The following is a 16324-nucleotide window of genomic DNA, read 5'->3' as shown; positions in this document are numbered from 1 at the left end:
TCGAGGGTATGACCGAGAGTGCTGCGGACCGGCAGCCGGGGGAGCGTTCGGTGGTGGCGGCCATTCGCGACGCCATCGTCCGCGGCGAGTTCGTGCCCAACCAGCGGCTGGTCGAGGCCGACCTGTCCGCGCAGTTCGCCGCGAGCCGCGCGACCGTGCGGGCCGCGTTGATCGAGCTCACCAACGAGGGGCTCGTCGAACGCGTGCAGAACCGCGGGGCCCGGGTGCGCGCGGTCTCGCTCGAAGAGGCCGTCGAGATCTCCGAGGTCCGGATGATGCTCGAATCGCTGTGCGCGGCGAAGGCGGCCGAGCGCGTTTCCGATGCCGAGGTCGGGGAACTGCGCGAACTCGGCGAGCTCATGCACCAGGCCGTCGCGAGCGGGGATGTGGTCGGGTACTCCGGTCTCAATCAGCGCTTGCATCGGCGGGTCCGCGAGATCAGCGGGCAGCGGACCGCGGCGCAGGTACTCGAACGGCTGCGCGGGCAGAGCGTCCGGCACCAGTTCCGGCTGGCGATGCGGCCGGGGCGGCCGCAGGTCTCGCTGCCGGAGCACCTCGCGATCATCGACGCCATCTGCGCGCACCACCCCGAGCGGGCCGCCGAAGCCGCGCGGGTGCACTTGGGCAGCGTGATCGAAGCGCTCAAGGCGGCCGATGCCGAGGTGTCCCTGCTGCACCCCTGACCCGGGGCTACCGACTGAGCCGTGGACCGGATACCTCCGCCGAAGTCGCGACCGAGGTCCTGTCCGCAACCCCAGAACAGACCGTCGCCAAGATTGTTGACAATCTTGGCGACGGAAACGTACGGTGGCAAGCATGAAGCCCGTCATCGTCACCGACCCGCCGCGCGCCGACCTCGAACAAGTGACGCGCCTGGCTGACTACGGTGTCGCCACCGTGCACGAGGCCCTCGGCCGCTCCGGGCTTCTCGGGCCCGGGCTGCGGCCCATCCAAGACGGCGTGCGCGTCGGCGGTACCGCGGTCACCGCGCTCTGCTGGCCCGGGGACAACCTCATGATCCACGCGGCCGTCGAGCAGTGCCGTGAAGGCGACGTCCTCGTCGTCACCACCACTTCACCTTGCGGCGACGGGCTCTTCGGCGAACTCTTCGCGACCGCGCTGCGCCACCGCGGGGTGCGCGGCCTGGTCACCACCACCGGCGTCCGCGACGTCACCGACCTGCGGGCCCTCGGCTTCCCCGTGTGGTCGGCCGCCATCAGTGCGCAGGGGACCGTCAAGGCCACCGCCGGTGCGGTCAACGTCCCCGTCGCCATCGGCGGTCAGCTCATCCGCCCCGGGGACGCCATCCTGGCCGACGACGACGGCGTCATGCGCGTCCGTCGCGAGGATGTCCGAACCGGACTCGACACCGCGAAAGCAAGGCTGGAAAAGGAAGCCGCCGCCCGCGAGGCCTTCGCGACCGGTCAGCTCGGCCTGGATCGCTATGGCCTGCGCGAAAAGCTCGACGCCCTCGGCGTCCGGTACCTGACCGCCGAGGAGTACGAAAAGGAGCAGGCATGACCGGCGTGCGCTGCATGCTCATGCGCGGCGGGACGTCGAAAGGCGCCTACTTCCTCGCCGGCGACCTGCCCGCCGACCCCGCCGCCCGCGACGACCTGCTGCTGCGGATCATGGGCACCCCCGACCCGCGCCAGATCGACGGGCTGGGCGGCGCCCAGCCGGTCACCAGCAAGGTCGCGATCGTCTCCGCCGCCGACGATCCCGGGCACGACATCGACTACCTGTTCCTGCAGCTCGGCGTCGAAGAAGCGACCGTCTCCGACCGGCAGACCTGCGGCAACCTCCTGGCCGGCGTCGGGCAGTTCGCCGTCGAGCGGGGCCTCGTGCCCGCCGGCGACGAACGCACCACCGTGCGCGTGCGGCTGGTCAACACCGGCACCATCGCCGTCTCGACGTTCGCCACTCCCGGCGGTGCGGTCGACTACCGCGGTGACACGGCCATTTCCGGCGTCCCCGGCACCGCCGCCCCGGTCGAGCTGGACTTCACCGAAACCGAAGGGTCCGTCTGCGGCAGCCTGCTGCCGACCGGCAACGTCCGCGACGACGTCGGTGGCATCGCGGCGTCCTGTGTGGACAATGGGATGCCGGTCGTCGTCGCACGCGCGGAAGACTTCGGCATCACCGGGTACGAGCCGGTCGAGGAGCTCGCCGGCGCCGGACTCGCCGGGCGGATCGACGCCCTGCGCGTCGAAGCCGGGAAGCTGATGGGCCTCGGCGACGTCCGCGGCAGCTCGGTCCCGAAGACGACGCTGGTCGCCGCGCCCCGCGACGGTGGCGCCGTCTGCACCCGGACGTTCATCCCGGTCAAGCCGCACCCGTCGATCGGGGTGCTCGGTGGCGTCAGCGTCGTCACGGCGTTGCTGCTCGACGGCGCCGTCGGCCACGAGCTGCTCGAAACCGGTGCTGGACCGGTCGAGATCGAGCACCCGAGCGGCAAGCTCGCCGTGGCGATCGAGTTCGACGGGTCCCGCGTCCGCCGCTCGACGGTCATCCGGACCGCGCGGAAGTTGTTCGACGGCACCGTTTTCCCGCGTTCCTGAGGAGCCGGCCATGCCCGATCCCTCGTCGCGCCAAGAAATCGCGCACCTCGGCCACGTCGAGCTGCGCACGCCGGAGCCGGAAAAGAGCCTCGACTTCTTCGTCCGCGTGCTGGGCCTGATCGAGAACGGCACCGACGGCGACTCGGTCTACCTGCGCACCTGGGACGACTACGAGCACCACAGCCTGAAGCTCACCGCGGCGAAGACGTCCGGGGTCGGCCGGACGGCGTTGCGCGCGTCGAGCGAAGAAGCCCTCAAGCGCCGCGTGGTCGCGCTGGAGGAACGCGGACTCGGCGTCGGCTGGGTCGACGGCGACACCGGAACTGGGAAACCGAGCGCTACGCGCCGCCGGAACACCTGCGGCCCGCGCTGAAGAACCAGGCTCAGGCGTACCCCGGGCGCGGGGTTGGCGTCCGCCGCCTCGACCACGTCAACTACCTGGCGAAGGAAGCGGAAGCCAACGGACGCTTCGTCTGCGACGCGCTCGGCGGCCGCGTCACCGAACAGATCCAGCTCGACAGCGGCGTGATTTCCGGGCAGTGGACGCACTTCGCGCAGAAGTCCTACGACATCGTCTACACCACCGACTGGACGGGCTCGCGCGGGCGCCTGCACCACATCGCCTTCGCGACCGACACCCGCGAAGACATCCTGCGCGCGGCGGACAGCGCGCTCGACAACGGCGTGCACATCGAAACCGGGCCGCACAAGCACGCGATCCAGCAGACGTTCTTCCTCTACGTCTACGAACCGGGCGGCAACCGGATCGAGCTGTGCAACCCGGCCGGACGGCTGATCTTCGCGCCGGACTGGGAACCGGTCACCTGGACCGAAGCCGAGCGTGCCAAGGGGCAGGCGTGGGGACTGAAGACGATCGAGTCGTTCCACACACACGGAGCTCCGCCGGTGGCGTAGAGACGGCTCCAGGCACTACGCTGAGCGTTTCAGGCGGCGCTCTCCGTGACAGCCTGGGGGTGGGGGATGGCCGGAACGTGGTCGGCGTTCGCAGTGCGCGGGTTCCGGGTGGTGTGGCTCGCGGGCCTGCTTTCGGTGGCCGGGGACCAGCTCGCGCGCGTCGCGCTGTCGATCCTCGTGTACCAGCGCACCGGATCGGCGGCGCTGAGCGCGGCGACGTACGCGCTTTCGATGCTGCCCGCGCTCGTCTCGGGTGCGCTGCTTTCGTGGCTGGCCGACCGGTTTCCCCGGCGCCAGGTCATGGTGGTGTGCGACGTCGTGCGGGCGCTGCTCGTGGCCGTGATGGCCGTGCCGTCGACGCCGCTGCCGCTGATGGCCGGGTTGCTGGTGCTCGTCCAACTGGCCGAAGCGCCGTTTTCCGCGGCGCAGGGCGCGGTGCTGCCGGAGCTGCTGGGGGCGCGGTACGAAGCGGGCCAGGCGGTGCAGCAGGTGACCACGCAACTCTGTCTGGTGCTGGGGTTCGCGGTGGCCGCGTTCGTGGTCGCCGGGGTCGGCGCGCACACCGCGCTGGCGATCGACGCCGCCACCTTCGCCGTTTCCGCGCTGCTGATCCGTGCGGGGCTGGGTGTCCACCCGCCGCCGGGTGGCCGGGTCCGGAGCGGGACGTCGTGGTGGCGGCAGGTCGCCGCGGGCGCGCTCGCCGTCCGCCGCGACCGGACGCTCGCGACGCTGGTGTGGCTGGGCTGGCTGGCGTTGTTCACCGTCGTCCCCGAAGGACTCGCGGTGCCGTTCGCCAGGGAAGTCGGCGCGGGCGGCGGTTGGATCGGCGTGCTCCTCGCCGCGGAACCGGCGGGCGCGGTCGCCGGTGCGCTGCTGTTGCGGCTGGTCGCGCGCCGGGTGCGGGTGCGCGCGCTGGGCGTGCTCGCGGTCGGGACGTCGGCGCCGCTCGTGGCCTACTGGGCCCAGCCCGCGCTGAGCACGGCGCTGGCGCTGCTGTTCCTGTCCGGGATCTGCTCGGCGTACCAGGTCACCGCGGGCGCGACGTTCGTCCAGCTGTCCCCTCCGCCGCTGCGGGGACGGGCCCTCGGGTTCGCGCGGACGGGGATGATCGCCGGGCAGGGACTCGGGATCGTGCTCGGCGGCGTGCTCGCGCAGCTGGCCGGGGCGGCGACGGCGATCGCCGTGGCGGGCACCGCGGGAGCGCTGGTCGCGCTCGCCGCGGCCGCCGCGTGGTCACGCCGGCGGCCGGACGCGGTCTCGGCCGCGCTGCCGGCCGAAGCCTGACTCGGGTTCACCAGCCTTTGTCGCTCATCGGACGCTCCTCGTCGGTGCTCGGGGTTGCGGGGTCGGACCTGGGGTTTCACCAGCCCTTGTCGCTCATCGCTTGCTCCTCTTCTCGATGGCCGGGGGACGGGGGTGCGGAGGTGGGGGTTCACCAGCCTTTGTCGCGCATTGCGTGCTCCTCGTCGGTGGTGGCGGTCTGGGGGAGTGGTGGTGGGGTTCACCAGCCTTTGTCGCTCATCGCTTGCTCCTTTCCGGTGGTCGGGGACGTGCGGTCGTGGGGGTTCACCAGCCCTTGTCGCTCATCGGCTCGCCTTTCCGTGCGGTTCGTCCGGTCTCGGATACCCGGAATGCTCCCAGGGGCCTGGTCGGGTCGCGCCGTGGGGAAACGGCTGACACCCGACCGCAACGCGACTACCCTGGGCGAGCAGGTGTTCACCGGGGCGGAGCAGGGCGGGGAGGCGCTGCGATGAGCGGAGGCACGAGCGATCCAGGGGGCTGGGCACCACCGCGGTGGAAGCTGTGGTCGTTGCCCGGGCGGGTGCGCTTCTTCGTGCTGGCGGTCGATGTGGCGGCGCTCGTCGTCCTCGTGCTGTCGGCGCGGGCGGGGCCGACACCCCAGCAGTGGGCGACGGCGGGCTGGCTCGCCGCGGCCGCGCTGCCGCACCTGCACGCTTCGCACCTGATCGAGCAACGGCGTCGCGACCGCTCCGGCTCGCCGTACGTCGACCTCTGCAGCGTCTGGATCTTCGCCGGCGTGCTGGCCTTGCCGCTGGTGCTCGAACTGGCGCTGGTCGCGGTGATCTACGGCCACCGCTGGCTGCTGGTCAACCGCTTCGACCCGGTCCGCCCGCCGCACCGCACGGTGTTCACCGCCGCCACGCTCGCCCTCGCGGCGGCCGCCGCGGCCGGGGTGCTGCGGGCGACCGGCGCCCACGAGCACCTGGCCCACCTCGGCGACGGCGCCCGGCCCGGCTGGGGCGACCTCGCCGCCGTGGTCGGCGCGGGTGCCGTGCAGTGGACGGTCAACACCGCGCTCGTCGGCGCGGTCATCGCCTGGACGGTCACCGTCGACCACCCCCGCCGGCTCCTGGGCAGCGCTTCCGACAACCTCCTCGAGGTCAGCCAGCTGGCGCTCGGCGTGTTCGTCGCGCTCGCCCTGCTGTGGTGGCCACCCGCGGCGCTGCTGATGATCATCCCGACGTTCGCGCTGCACCAGTGCGTCCAGCTCGACCAGCTCAAGCTCGCCGCGCGCACCGACCAGCGCACCGGGCTGCTCAACGCGATCGCGTGGCACCAGCAGGCCGAACGCGCGCTCGAGCGCGCCCGCGCCACCGGCGGCCGGACCGGGGTGCTGATGATCGACCTCGACTGGTTCAAGCGCATCAACGACACCCACGGCCACCCGGTCGGCGACGACGTCCTCGCCGAGGTGGCGACCGTGCTCGCGAAGACCGTCCGGCGCGGGGACACCGTCGGGCGCTACGGCGGGGAGGAGTTCGCCGTGCTGCTGCCCGACGTCGACGAAGCCGAGGTGCGCGCCGTCGCCGAGCGGATCCGCGTGCGGATCCGGGCGCTGCGCATCACCGCGCCGACGGGGGAGCCGGTCGCGCTGTCGGCGACCATCGGCGCGGCCCTGCACCCGGCGGAGCTCGAAGCGGGCCTGGACGGCATCATCCGCGCGGCCGACGACGCCCTGTACGAGGGCAAGAAAGCGGGCCGGGACCGGGTGGCGCTCGCGCTCTGAGGTGGGCTGGTGCGGTGGGACGGCCAGGCGGTGCGGGGCTCGCGCTCCGGTCTGGTGCGTTGGACGACCAGGCGGTGCGGCGCTCGCGGTGCTCGACCAAGGCGGTGCGGCGCTCGCGGTCCAGGCGCGGTGCTCGACCAAGGCGGTGCGGCGCTCGCGGTCCAGGTCGGGCTGGTGGCGGCCACGCTCGGCGCGACCGGCAGGTGCGGGGCCTGGGCCGGCGCCGCACATACCCAGGCGATCCTCGCGCCTTAGCTCGGACTGGTGCCGCGCACGATCAGCCGGTGCGGGGCGACGATCGAGCGTGGTTCCGCCGCCGGTCGTGTTAGCCGGTCCAGGGCCAGTTCCGCGATGCGGTCCTTGTCCGGTGACACCGTCGTGAGCGCCGGGACGCTGTAGCGGCCGTCCTCGATGTCGTCGAAGCCCACCAGCGCCAGCTCGTCCGGCACCGCGATCCCGCGGTCGGCCGCCGCACGCAGCGCGCCCAGGGCCAGCTCGTCGGTGAAGCAGAAGACCGCGTCCGGTGGTTCGGGCAGGTCCAGCAGGGCCAGCATCGCCGCGTGGCCGTCGGCGCGGTGCAGGCGCCGGACCGGGACCTCCAGCTCGGGGACGGCCGGCAGGCCCGCCGCCGTCAGTGCCTCGCGGTAGCCGGTGAGGCGCTGGCGGGCCGTCGCGTTCAGCGAGCGCGGCTGGATGCCCAGTGCCGCGACGCGGCGGCGGCCCGCGCTCAGCAGGTGGCCGGTGGCTTCGCGTGCCGCCGCGACGTTGTCGATCGCGACGTGGTCGACGCCCGCCGTGCCGTCGTGCTCGCCGAGCAGCACCAGCGGGACCGGGTCGGTGCGTGCGGCCAGCTCCGCGGGCGCCACCGCCCACGGGCTGAACAGGACGCCGTCGACCAGCTGGCTGCGCTGCCCGTGCAGCAGCTGCTTCTCGCGCTCGGCGTCGCCGTCGGTCTGGTCGATGAGCACCGTCAGGCCCCGGGCTTCGGCGATGCGCACCGTCCGCGCGGCGAGCTCGGCGAAGTACGGCGAGTCGATCTCGGGGATCACCAGCGCGATCAGCCCGGTCCGGCCGCGCCGCAGCGTCCGGGCGGCCAGGTTGGGCCGGTAGCCGAGCGCGTCGATGCTCGCCTGCACCCGCTCGCGGGTCGCCGGGGCCACGTAGCGGAACCCGTTGACCACGTTGGACACCGTCCGCACGGACACGCCGGCGTGTTCGGCCACGTCGCGCAGTTTCGGGTTCACCCGCGCAGCGTACCTCTTGCAACGTGGCATGCCACGTTGCAAACTGAGGTGCCACGCCGTCGTGCCCGAGGAGGCCAGGATGACCGCGCACCAGACCACCGCCGCCCCGCTGTCCGAGACCGAGCTCGCGGAGCTGACCGAGCGCCTGCGGAGGGACGGCATCATCGGCCTGCCGCAGGCCTTTTCCCGCGACTGGGTCGCCCGGCTCGGCGAGGACATCGACACGGCGTTCGCCGCGGCCCGCGCCCGGCCGGACGGTGCCGTCGGCCGCGGGCCGAACCGCTTCTACGTCGAGATCCACCCGGAGCAGCTGCGCGGGTTCGCCGAGCTGGCGGGCCACCCCTGGATCACCGCCGTCGCCGAAGCGGTGCTGGGGCCGGACTACCGGATCGTCGAGGTCGGCTTCGACGTCCCGCTGGCCGGCGCGGTCGACCAGCCGTGGCACCGGGACTTCCCGATGCCGCCGGAAACCGCGCGCGAGCGCAGGCTGACGTCGCTGGCGGTCAACGTGACCGCGGTCGACACCGAGCCGGACATGGGACCGTTCGAAATCGCGCCCAGTACGCACTGGGACGACGGCGCGGCCTTCGAGCACGGCATGTTCCCGCCGCGCGAGGCCTACCCGCGTTACCGGGAGCTCGCGGCGCGCAAGTTCCCGCGGATGGGTGACATCTCGATCCGCTCGGCGCTGACCGTCCACCGCGGCACGGCGAACCACTCGGCCAAGTCCCGCCCGGTGCTGGTGCTCGGGCTCGACGCGCCGGGCGCGGGCAACGACGCCCGCCACGACACCGCCGTGACGCCGGGGTTCCGGGCGTCGCTGCCGGAATCCGTGCGCGCGCACCTGCACTGCCCGGTCGTCGGCGAGCTGCGGCCGATCACCCAGAAGCACACGATCGAAGGGCTGGTCATGGGGGACGCGGAGTAGCTCCGATGTTTGCCGCGCCGGGACGGGGGCATCAGTGGGCCATGGCTGATGCGGGAATCACCGAAATGACGGGCCGCGCCGGGGTCATCGCGGGGTTGCGACGCGTGCTGCTGGCGTTCGGCGTCGGCGGCGCGCTGGCGTGCCTCGCCTGGATGGCGTTGTGGCTGGCCATGCACCTGTGACGAGTTCGGCGCCGGCCGGGTCGTCCCGGCCGGCGCCGCAAGCTCACTGGCAGGCTTCGCAGTCCGGGTCGTCGATCCGGCAGGCGGCGCCGTCGGTGAGCTCGAAGTCGAAGTCGTCCAGCGCGGGCACGGCCGGCGCGGTGACTTCTTCCGGGGTGGTGGTGGACATGGCGCTCCCTCGGGGTCGAACGGGTTCTCTTGGGGTGTAGCGCCGAAGATCGACGGGCATTCCGTGACCCGTGCCACAGTCGACATATCGCCCGTCCTGGGCTTGGAGCGTGGTCTTCATTCGTGACGCGGCCGACCGCCGGATCCGGTGGCTGATGCGGCTCGACCTCACCGCGTCCGCCGGCGGCTGACCAGGGCGGCGATCGCCACGGCGGCTCCGGCCGCGGCGAAGACCCCGGTCGCGACGGGGCTCAGGAACTTCGACAAGCTCGGCGCGCTGCTCGGTCCCAGCAGCCAGGCCGCGACCAGTGCGGCGTACCCCGCGGTGAGGCCGAAGGCCCACCAGCGCAGGGAATTCTTCGCGCGCAGGGCGCCGACCAGCACGACGGCGATGGGAATGACGGCCAGGAACGCGAACTGGCCGAGCACCATGACGGGAACGGCCCACGCCGCGACGAGCACAGCGATCGAGGTGCGGCGGGCGGGCGTGACGGCGGGGTCGACGGTGGTGGTGGTCATCGGGTTCTCCTCGTTGGCTCAGCGGTGGCAAGGGTTTCGGCGGTCGGCTCAGCGGTGGCAAGGGTTTCGGCGGTTGGGTTCAGCGGCGGCAAAGGGCTTTGCGGTCTGCGCGAGGTCGGCGGACTTAGCGGTGGCAGGTTTCCGCGGTGTGTGTGAGGTCGGCGGGCTCAGCAGTGCTAAGGGTTTCGGTGGTCTGCTTGGGGCTGACGTGGTTCAGCGGTCGCAAGCGGCTTCGGTGGCCTGCTCGGGGTCGGCGTGGTTCAGCGGCCGCAACAGGTTTTCGGCGGTCTGTGTGAGGCCGGTGTGGCTCGGCGGCGGCAACGTGCTTCGGCGCTTGGGGTGCCTCAGCGGTGGCAGGAGGCTTCGGCGGTCCGCTTGAGGTCGGCCAGCCAGGCGTCCAGTCCGGGAGCCAGGTACTTCATCGCGGTGGCCGGGTCGGCTTCGATCTGCTTGCCCGTCCAGCTCTCCTCCGTGCGGACGAGGACGCCGCCGCGGGCCGGGGTGAACGTCCAGACGTGGACGCCGCGGTCGATGCGCAGGCCGTCGCCGATTGCCGGGCCGCTCCAGCGGATGCAGTGGCCCGGCTGGACCTGGTGGACCGTCGAGGTGATGACCAGTGTGGTCGCCGGCGTCGCGGGGGTGGCCGGGACCGGGGTCGTCCACCGGAACCGCGAACCCGGGCGCAGCGGGCCGGGGTCGAGCCGCTTCGCGGTGCTGACGGCGCTCTGCCACGAAGGCCAGCCCGCGACGTCGGTGTGCAAGTTCCAGACGGCCCCGGGTGGCGCCTTGACCAGCGTCTCGGTCCGGTAGTGCAGACCGGCGGCTGGGTCGATCCCCTCGCCGCGGCAGGTGACGGCCGTGGGCGCCGGCGTCGAAGAGGCTGAGGCGGCGGGAGCGGCGACGCCCAGCAGCCCGGCGGCCAACGGGAGGGCGAGCAAAGCGGTACGCATGCGGGTCATCGGGTTCTCCTTGTTGTTAGTGCATATCGTTATAGTTAGAAGCTATAACCACCGCAGCGTGAGTGTCAATAGGAAAAGTGATAGCCTCTAACCGTGACGGAGAGCCCGCGGGAGCGCTACCGCGCCCAAGTGCGTGAAGAGATCAAGCGGCATGCCTGGGAGCAGATCGCCGCCGCCGGTGTGCCCGCGCTGTCGCTCAACGCGATCGCCAAGCAGGTCGGCATGAGCGGCCCGGCGCTGTACCGGTACTTCGGGAGCCGGGACGAGCTGATCACCGCGCTCATCCGCGACGCCTACCGCAGCATCGCCGACGCCGTCCAAGGGGCCCGTGGCCAGGGTTTCGCCATGCTGGCCAAGGTGATCCGGGACTGGGCGCGCGCCGACCCGCAGCGGTACTTCCTCATCTACGGCACGCCCGTCCCCGGCTACCACGCCCCCGCGGACACCACGGCGCTCTCGCACGAGGTGATGGCGGTGCTGATCGAAACTTGCTCCGAGTTGCAGGGGCCAGAGGTCCCGGCGCCGTTCGACGATCACCTCGAAACCCATCGCGAGTGGGCGGGCGACGGCGATGTCCCGAACTGGGTGCTGCACCGCGCGCTGGCGTTCTGGACCCGGCTGCACGGCGTGCTTTCGCTCGAGCTGGCCGGGCACTTCGCCGGCATGAAGTTCGATCCCGACCTGCTGATCGACGAAGAGCTGAACGCGCTCTCCTTCTACTGACCCACGCCGTCCCGAACCCCGGATCCGGCGGCGATGCTGCACGTCCGGGTGACTAGTCGTCAAATTTCCGAATCATGTCAAGTTCTTGCATGTTGTCTCCTCGTTGTTGCATGCTCAGGAAGCTCGCGCTCCCTCCCCTGCCGCTCTCGACGAAGAGATGACGCCATGACACGCATGCGCTTGCCCCGGCTCCTGGCCGGATTCCTCGCCGTGGGGCTGTCCGTCACCGGGCTCTCCCTCGCCTCCGCCGCCGACAGCCCACCACCGAGCGCCGAAGCCACGGCGGCCGTCGCCGACGTGCCGCTGACCCGCACGGTCTCGGCGGGCAGCGCGCTGCCCGGCTACCCGGTCGCCAACGTCGTCGACGGGAACCAGGCCAGCTACTGGGAATCCGCCGGCAACGCTTTCCCGCAGTGGCTCCAGGCCGACCTCGGCTCGGCGAAGCCGCTCTCGCGGATCGTGCTGAAACTGCCCGCCACCTGGGAATCCCGCACCCAGACCCTCGCCGTGCGCGGCAGCACCGACGGCACCGCGTTCACCGACCTCGTCGCCTCGGCCGGGTACTCGTTCGCGCCCGGCACGAACACCGTCACCGTCCCGGTCACCGCGACCACCCGGTACGTGCGCCTGCAGATCACCGCGAACACGCAGTGGCCCGCCGCGCAGCTCTCGGAATTCGAGCTGTACGGCCCGGACTCCGGGGACACGCAGGCGCCCACCGCGCCCGCGAACCTCGCCCTGACCGAGCCCGGCGCCGGCCAGATCCGTTTGGCATGGTCGGCATCGACCGACGACGTCGGCGTCACCGGCTACACCGTCTACCGCGACGGCACCCCGATCACCACCGTCACCGGCACCACGTTCACCGAGACGCGGCCCGCGGGCACGCGCGTCGAATACTTCGTGCGGGCCAAGGACGCCGCGGGCCACGAGTCCGCCGACAGCGACCACGTCGTGCGCCAGGGCACCCAGGCTGGGCAGAACCTCGCCGCGGGCAAGCCGATCGAGGCGTCTTCGAGCACCTTCTCGTTCGTCGCGGCCAACGCGAACGACAACGACACCGCCACGTACTGGGAGTCCGCGGCGGGCTACCCGGACTCGCTGACCGTGAAGCTCGGCGCGGACGCCGACCTCGACGCCGTCGTCGTGAAGCTCAACCCGGACGCGGTCTGGGGCGCGCGGACGCAGAACTTCGAGGTCCTCGGCCGCGGCCAGGGCGCCACGGCGTTCACCTCGCTCAAGCCCCGCGCCGACTACCGCTTCGACCCGGCCGCCGGCCAGAACACGGTGACCGTCCCGATCACCGGACGGGTCGCGGACGTGCGGCTGCAGTTCTTCGCCAACTCCGGCGCCCCGGGCGCGCAGGTCGCGGAGTTGCAGGTGCTCGGCACGCCGGCGCCGAACCCCGACCTGGTCGTCACCGGCACGACCTGGACCCCGGCGAACCCGGACGAGACCAGCCAGGTCGCGGTCTCGGCGACGGTCAAGAACGCGGGTACCGCGGCCGCGCCCGCCACGACCGTCAACGTCGCTCTCGGCGGCACGGTCGTGGGCAACGCCGCGGTCGGCGCGCTCGCCGCCGGGGCGTCGGCCACGGTGACCGTGAACGCGGGCACCCGGCCGCGGGGCAGCTACCGCGTGACCGCGACCGCCGACCCGGCGAACACGGTGGTGGAGCAGAACGACACCAACAACACGTTCACCGCGGCGGCGCCGCTCGTCGTCGCCCAGGCGCCGGGGCCGGACCTCGAGGTCACCGGCATCACGTCGAACCCGGCCAACCCGGCGGCCGGCGCGGCGGTGTCGTTCACCGTGGCCGTGCACAACCGCGGCACCAGCACCGCCGGCGCGTCGGTGACCCGCCTGACCGCGGGGGCGACCACGCTGACCGGCAGCACGTCCGCCGTCGCGGCGGGATCCACCGTGGACGTCGCCATCGCGGGCACCTGGACCGCGGTCAGCGGCGGCGCGACCCTCACCGCGACCGCCGACGCGACGAACACGGTCGCGGAGACCAACGAGTCCAATAACGCCCTCTCGCGCACGATCGTCGTCGGCCGTGGTGCGGCGCTTCCGTACACCGAATACGAGGCGGAAACCGCGCAGTACCAGGGGCAGCTGCTCGAGACCGACCCGCTGCGGACGTTCGGGCACACGAACTTCGCGACCGAGTCCTCGGGCCGTCAGTCGGTGCGGCTGGCCGCTCAGGGCCAATACGTCGAAGTCACGTCGGTGAACCAGGCGAACTCGATCGTCGTCCGCAACTCCGTACCCGACGCGCCCGGCGGCGGTGGCCAGGACTTCACGCTCAGCCTGTACGTCAACGGCACCTTCGCGCAGAAGCTGACGCTGTCGTCCACGCACAGCTGGCTCTACGGCACCACCGACGACCCCGAAGGCCTGACGAACACGCCGCAGGCCAACGCGCGGCGGCTGTTCGACGAGTCGCACGCGCTGCTGGCCCAGTCCTACCCGGCGGGCACGAAGTTCAAGCTGCAGCGCGACAACGGCGACAGCGCGCCCTACTACGTCATCGATCTGGTCGACCTCGAGCAGGTCGCGCCGGCGCTGCCGAAGCCGGCGGAGTGCACGTCCATCACCGACTACGGCGCCGTGCCGAACGACGGGGTCGACGACGCCCCGGCGATCCAGCGCGCGGTGACCGACGACCAGAACGGCGTCATCGCCTGTGTCTGGATCCCGGAAGGCCAGTGGCGGCAGGAGGCGAAGATCCTGACCGACGACCCGACCGTGCCCAACGGCGGCGGGCAGTACAACCAGGTCGGCATCTCCAACGTCACCGTCCGCGGCGCCGGCATGTGGCGTTCGCAGCTGTACTCGCTGATCCAGCCGCAGGACGCGGGCACCATCAACCACCCGCACGAAGGCAACTTCGGGTTCGACATCGACAAGAACACGCAGATCTCCGACATCGCGATCTTCGGCTCCGGCCGGATCCGCGGCGGTGACGGCAACGCCGAGGGCGGGGTCGGGCTCAACGGCCGCTTCGGCACCGGCACGAAGATCTCGAACGTCTGGATCGAGCACGCGAACGTCGGCGTGTGGGTCGGCCGCGACTACAGCAACAAACCGGAGCTGTGGGGGCCGGCCGACGGGCTCCAGTTCAGCGGCATGCGGATCCGCGACACCTACGCCGACGGCATCAACTTCACCAACGGCACGCGGAACTCGCGCGTGTTCGACTCGTCCTTCCGCACCACCGGCGACGACTCGCTCGCCGTGTGGGCCAACCAGTACGTGAAGGACCCGTCGGTGGACATCGCGCACGACAACGCCTTCACCAACAACACCATCCAGCTCCCGTGGCGCGCGAACGGCATCGCGATCTACGGCGGCTACGGCAACAAGATCGAGAACAACCTGGTGTCCGACACGATGAACTACCCGGGGATCATGCTGGCGACCGACCACGACCCGCTGCCGTTCTCCGGGCAGACGCTGATCGCGAACAACGCCCTGTACCGCTGCGGCGGCGTGTTCTGGGGCGAGCAGCAGAAGTTCGGCGCGATCACGTTCTTCGCGCAGGGCAAGGACATCACCGGCGTGACGCTGCGGGACACGGAGATCCACGACTCCACCTACGACGGCATCCAGTTCAAGACCGGCGGTGGCACGATGAACGTGGCGGTCACGAACGTCAAGATCGACAAGTCGGACAACGGCGCGGGCATCCTGGCGATGAGCGGCGCCCGCGGCAGCGCGACGTTGTCGAACGTGACGATCACGAACTCGTCGGCGGGCAACGTCGTCGTCGAGCCGGGTTCGCAGTTCGTCGTCACCGGCGCCCCGTGATCCTGAGCGGCGGCGCCCGCGTCCCGGGCGCCGTCGCTCAGCCGGTCTGCTCGCGCGCTAGGGCGGTTGCCGTGGGGATCGCCGGACAGGTGGCGGTGCGAGAACGGGGGGCGGGTCAGCCGGTTCGGAACGCGCCGGGGCCACCGATCACAGCGGCGCCCGCGTCCCGGGCGCTGCCGCTCAGCCGTTTGGTCGCGCGCGGGCTGGCGCTGAGGTGGGGTCCGAAGGTCGGATCGTTCCGCCGTAGGGGCCGGGGATCGCCGGACAGGTGGCGGTGCGAGAACGGGAGCGGGTCAGCCGGTCCGGAACGCGCCGGGGCCACCGATCACAGCGGCGCCCGCGTCCCGGGCGCCGTCGCTCAGCCGGTCTGCTCGCGGATCCAGCTGGCCACCACGTCCACCCGGGCGATCGTCTCCGCGCCCGGTTGCGGGCATGGGGGACCGGTGTTGACGATCGCCACCAGGGTGCCCGTGTGGTCGTCGTCGGAGGTGAAGAACGGGCCGCCCGAATCCTCCGGGCACGGGCCGTTTTCGACGGTTCGCTTGCCCACCGGCTGGGCCTCCAGCGTCGACTGGCCGATGCCCGACACCGTGAAGCGGCCGCGTTTCAGGTGGTCGGACGGCCCGAGCACGGTCGCCGAGTGGGAACCCCAGCCGGCGAACTGCAGTTGCTGGCCCACCACCGGCTGCTTGGTGTTCAGCGTGACCGGGGGGATGTCGTTGATCGCGAGGTCCAGCTCGGCCAGTGCCAGGTCGTTCACCGGGGACTGCTTGACGTCGACGACCCGGGCCGTGTGGCCGCCGGGGTCGGTGTCCTTGACCTTCCCGATGGTCACCGTCATCGTGTACGGCGGGCGGCCGCCGATGCGGGCGTCGGCCAGGTCGTGGAAGCAGTGGCCCGCGGTGATCACCCACTGCGGCGCGATCAGCGACCCGCTGCAGGCGCCGTTGCGCACGCCGCCGCCCGGGACGGGGATGTCGTCCGAGGTCAGCTTCGCGTTGAAGGGCAACGTCGGGTTCGGCGCCGGCCGGGGCGTCGTGGTCACCGGTGAAGGCACCGGGGCCGCCGGGTCGGGCAGGCCGTGCCCGCCGGCCGCGGCGGCCAGGATGGGCCCGGCGAGCGTCGCTCCGGTGGTCGTGTGCGCGAAGGCGAGCCCGGCCCCGGCCAGCACCGCGACGGCCGTCGCCCGCGGCCGGAAGAGCCGCCGTCGTTGCGAAGAAGTCCTCACACCCCTGATACACGGGCGGGAGGCCGGAATGGTTGCGAGTTTCCGGCGTGAACCGC

General features: G+C 71.9%; 16 protein-coding genes. 11 read left to right on the top strand and 5 right to left on the bottom strand.

The window, feature by feature from the left end; all coding sequences use genetic code 11:
- The first annotated feature begins 8 nt into the window (after positions 1-8).
- From MUY14_RS18915 to MUY14_RS18885, 7 genes are all read left to right on the top strand, one after another.
- On the top strand, positions 9-683 hold the full coding sequence (locus MUY14_RS18915; RefSeq protein WP_247024331.1) for a GntR family transcriptional regulator: 675 nt from the start codon (positions 9-11) through the stop codon (positions 681-683).
- Between the two features lie 133 nt (positions 684-816).
- Positions 817-1521: a 4-carboxy-4-hydroxy-2-oxoadipate aldolase/oxaloacetate decarboxylase gene (locus MUY14_RS18910; protein WP_247024330.1), complete on the top strand. Its 705-nt coding sequence runs from the start codon at positions 817-819 to the stop codon at positions 1519-1521.
- On the top strand, positions 1518-2561 hold the full coding sequence (locus MUY14_RS18905) for a 4-oxalomesaconate tautomerase (RefSeq protein WP_247024329.1): 1044 nt from the start codon (positions 1518-1520) through the stop codon (positions 2559-2561). Before MUY14_RS18910 ends, MUY14_RS18905 begins: the two co-directional genes overlap by 4 nt.
- Positions 2562-2571: 10 nt before the next feature.
- Complete coding sequence (locus tag MUY14_RS18900; RefSeq protein WP_247024328.1) at positions 2572-2934, top strand: hypothetical protein; 363 nt, start codon at positions 2572-2574, stop codon at positions 2932-2934.
- On the top strand, positions 2862-3476 hold the full coding sequence (locus tag MUY14_RS18895; protein WP_315863288.1) for a VOC family protein: 615 nt from the start codon (positions 2862-2864) through the stop codon (positions 3474-3476). The genes MUY14_RS18900 and MUY14_RS18895 overlap by 73 nt, the downstream gene beginning before the upstream one ends.
- 66 nt (positions 3477-3542) lie before the next feature.
- On the top strand, positions 3543-4760 hold the full coding sequence (locus MUY14_RS18890) for an MFS transporter (protein ID WP_247024327.1): 1218 nt from the start codon (positions 3543-3545) through the stop codon (positions 4758-4760).
- A gap of 466 nt (positions 4761-5226) precedes the next feature.
- Complete coding sequence (locus MUY14_RS18885) at positions 5227-6504, top strand: diguanylate cyclase (protein WP_247024326.1); 1278 nt, start codon at positions 5227-5229, stop codon at positions 6502-6504.
- A gap of 251 nt (positions 6505-6755) precedes the next feature.
- Here MUY14_RS18885 and MUY14_RS18880 read toward each other — a convergent pair whose 3' ends face one another.
- Positions 6756-7748: a LacI family DNA-binding transcriptional regulator gene (locus tag MUY14_RS18880; RefSeq protein ID WP_247024325.1), complete on the bottom strand. Its 993-nt coding sequence runs from the start codon at positions 7746-7748 to the stop codon at positions 6756-6758.
- Positions 7749-7827: 79 nt separating this feature from the next.
- On the opposite strand from MUY14_RS18880, the gene MUY14_RS18875 reads away from it, so the two are divergent.
- Together MUY14_RS18875 and MUY14_RS18870 are read left to right on the top strand one after the other, a co-directional pair.
- Positions 7828-8676 carry a phytanoyl-CoA dioxygenase family protein gene (locus MUY14_RS18875; protein WP_247024324.1) on the top strand — a complete coding sequence of 283 codons (849 nt, stop codon included), beginning with the start codon at positions 7828-7830 and terminating at the stop codon, positions 8674-8676.
- Between the two features lie 41 nt (positions 8677-8717).
- Positions 8718-8858 (top strand): hypothetical protein, encoded by a 141-nt coding sequence (locus MUY14_RS18870; protein WP_247024323.1) that lies wholly within the window; start codon positions 8718-8720, stop codon positions 8856-8858.
- Positions 8859-8901: 43 nt separating this feature from the next.
- Here the strand turns inward: MUY14_RS18870 and MUY14_RS46940 are convergent, their stop codons facing one another.
- From MUY14_RS46940 to MUY14_RS18860, 3 genes are all read right to left on the bottom strand, one after another.
- Positions 8902-9027, bottom strand: coding sequence for a hypothetical protein (locus MUY14_RS46940; protein ID WP_264086312.1), 126 nt, complete (start codon positions 9025-9027; stop codon positions 8902-8904).
- A gap of 167 nt (positions 9028-9194) precedes the next feature.
- Positions 9195-9545, bottom strand: coding sequence for a hypothetical protein (locus MUY14_RS18865; RefSeq protein WP_247024322.1), 351 nt, complete (start codon positions 9543-9545; stop codon positions 9195-9197).
- Positions 9546-9889: 344 nt separating this feature from the next.
- Positions 9890-10504, bottom strand: a complete 615-nt coding sequence (locus MUY14_RS18860) for an SRPBCC family protein (protein WP_247024321.1) — start codon at positions 10502-10504, stop codon at positions 9890-9892.
- A 93-nt stretch (positions 10505-10597) separates the two neighbouring features.
- Between MUY14_RS18860 and MUY14_RS18855 the strand changes: the two genes are divergently transcribed.
- Both MUY14_RS18855 and MUY14_RS18850 read left to right on the top strand, forming a co-directional pair.
- Entirely contained in the window at positions 10598-11227 is a 630-nt protein-coding gene (locus tag MUY14_RS18855; RefSeq protein WP_247024320.1) for a TetR/AcrR family transcriptional regulator, read from the top strand.
- Positions 11228-11401: 174 nt separating this feature from the next.
- On the top strand, positions 11402-15040 hold the full coding sequence (locus MUY14_RS18850) for a CARDB domain-containing protein (RefSeq protein WP_396126858.1): 3639 nt from the start codon (positions 11402-11404) through the stop codon (positions 15038-15040).
- Positions 15041-15398: 358 nt separating this feature from the next.
- Here the strand turns inward: MUY14_RS18850 and MUY14_RS18845 are convergent, their stop codons facing one another.
- Positions 15399-16268, bottom strand: a complete 870-nt coding sequence (locus MUY14_RS18845; protein WP_247024318.1) for a trypsin-like serine protease — start codon at positions 16266-16268, stop codon at positions 15399-15401.
- Positions 16269-16324: the final 56 nt, after the last annotated feature.

Origin of the sequence: Amycolatopsis sp. FBCC-B4732 (assembly GCF_023008405.1) — a bacterium.
Lineage (GTDB): Bacteria > Actinomycetota > Actinomycetes > Mycobacteriales > Pseudonocardiaceae > Amycolatopsis > Amycolatopsis pretoriensis_A.
This window is presented reverse-complemented; position numbering and strand designations above follow the sequence as displayed.

What these genes read in the sequence shown, in the direction of transcription:
- MUY14_RS18865 (WP_247024322.1), bottom strand. Translation starts at nt 9,545, where the DNA reads ATGACCACCACCACCGTCGACCCCGCCGTCACGCCCGCCCGCCGCACC.
- MUY14_RS18915 (WP_247024331.1), top strand. Translation starts at nt 9, where the DNA reads ATGACCGAGAGTGCTGCGGACCGGCAGCCGGGGGAGCGTTCGGTGGTG.
- MUY14_RS18890 (WP_247024327.1), top strand. Translation starts at nt 3,543, where the DNA reads ATGGCCGGAACGTGGTCGGCGTTCGCAGTGCGCGGGTTCCGGGTGGTG.
- MUY14_RS18910 (WP_247024330.1), top strand. Translation starts at nt 817, where the DNA reads ATGAAGCCCGTCATCGTCACCGACCCGCCGCGCGCCGACCTCGAACAA.
- MUY14_RS18905 (WP_247024329.1), top strand. Translation starts at nt 1,518, where the DNA reads ATGACCGGCGTGCGCTGCATGCTCATGCGCGGCGGGACGTCGAAAGGC.
- MUY14_RS18900 (WP_247024328.1), top strand. Translation starts at nt 2,572, where the DNA reads ATGCCCGATCCCTCGTCGCGCCAAGAAATCGCGCACCTCGGCCACGTC.
- MUY14_RS18850 (WP_396126858.1), top strand. Translation starts at nt 11,402, where the DNA reads ATGCGCTTGCCCCGGCTCCTGGCCGGATTCCTCGCCGTGGGGCTGTCC.
- MUY14_RS18885 (WP_247024326.1), top strand. Translation starts at nt 5,227, where the DNA reads ATGAGCGGAGGCACGAGCGATCCAGGGGGCTGGGCACCACCGCGGTGG.
- MUY14_RS18875 (WP_247024324.1), top strand. Translation starts at nt 7,828, where the DNA reads ATGACCGCGCACCAGACCACCGCCGCCCCGCTGTCCGAGACCGAGCTC.
- MUY14_RS18870 (WP_247024323.1), top strand. Translation starts at nt 8,718, where the DNA reads ATGGCTGATGCGGGAATCACCGAAATGACGGGCCGCGCCGGGGTCATC.
- MUY14_RS46940 (WP_264086312.1), bottom strand. Translation starts at nt 9,027, where the DNA reads ATGTCCACCACCACCCCGGAAGAAGTCACCGCGCCGGCCGTGCCCGCG.
- MUY14_RS18860 (WP_247024321.1), bottom strand. Translation starts at nt 10,504, where the DNA reads ATGACCCGCATGCGTACCGCTTTGCTCGCCCTCCCGTTGGCCGCCGGG.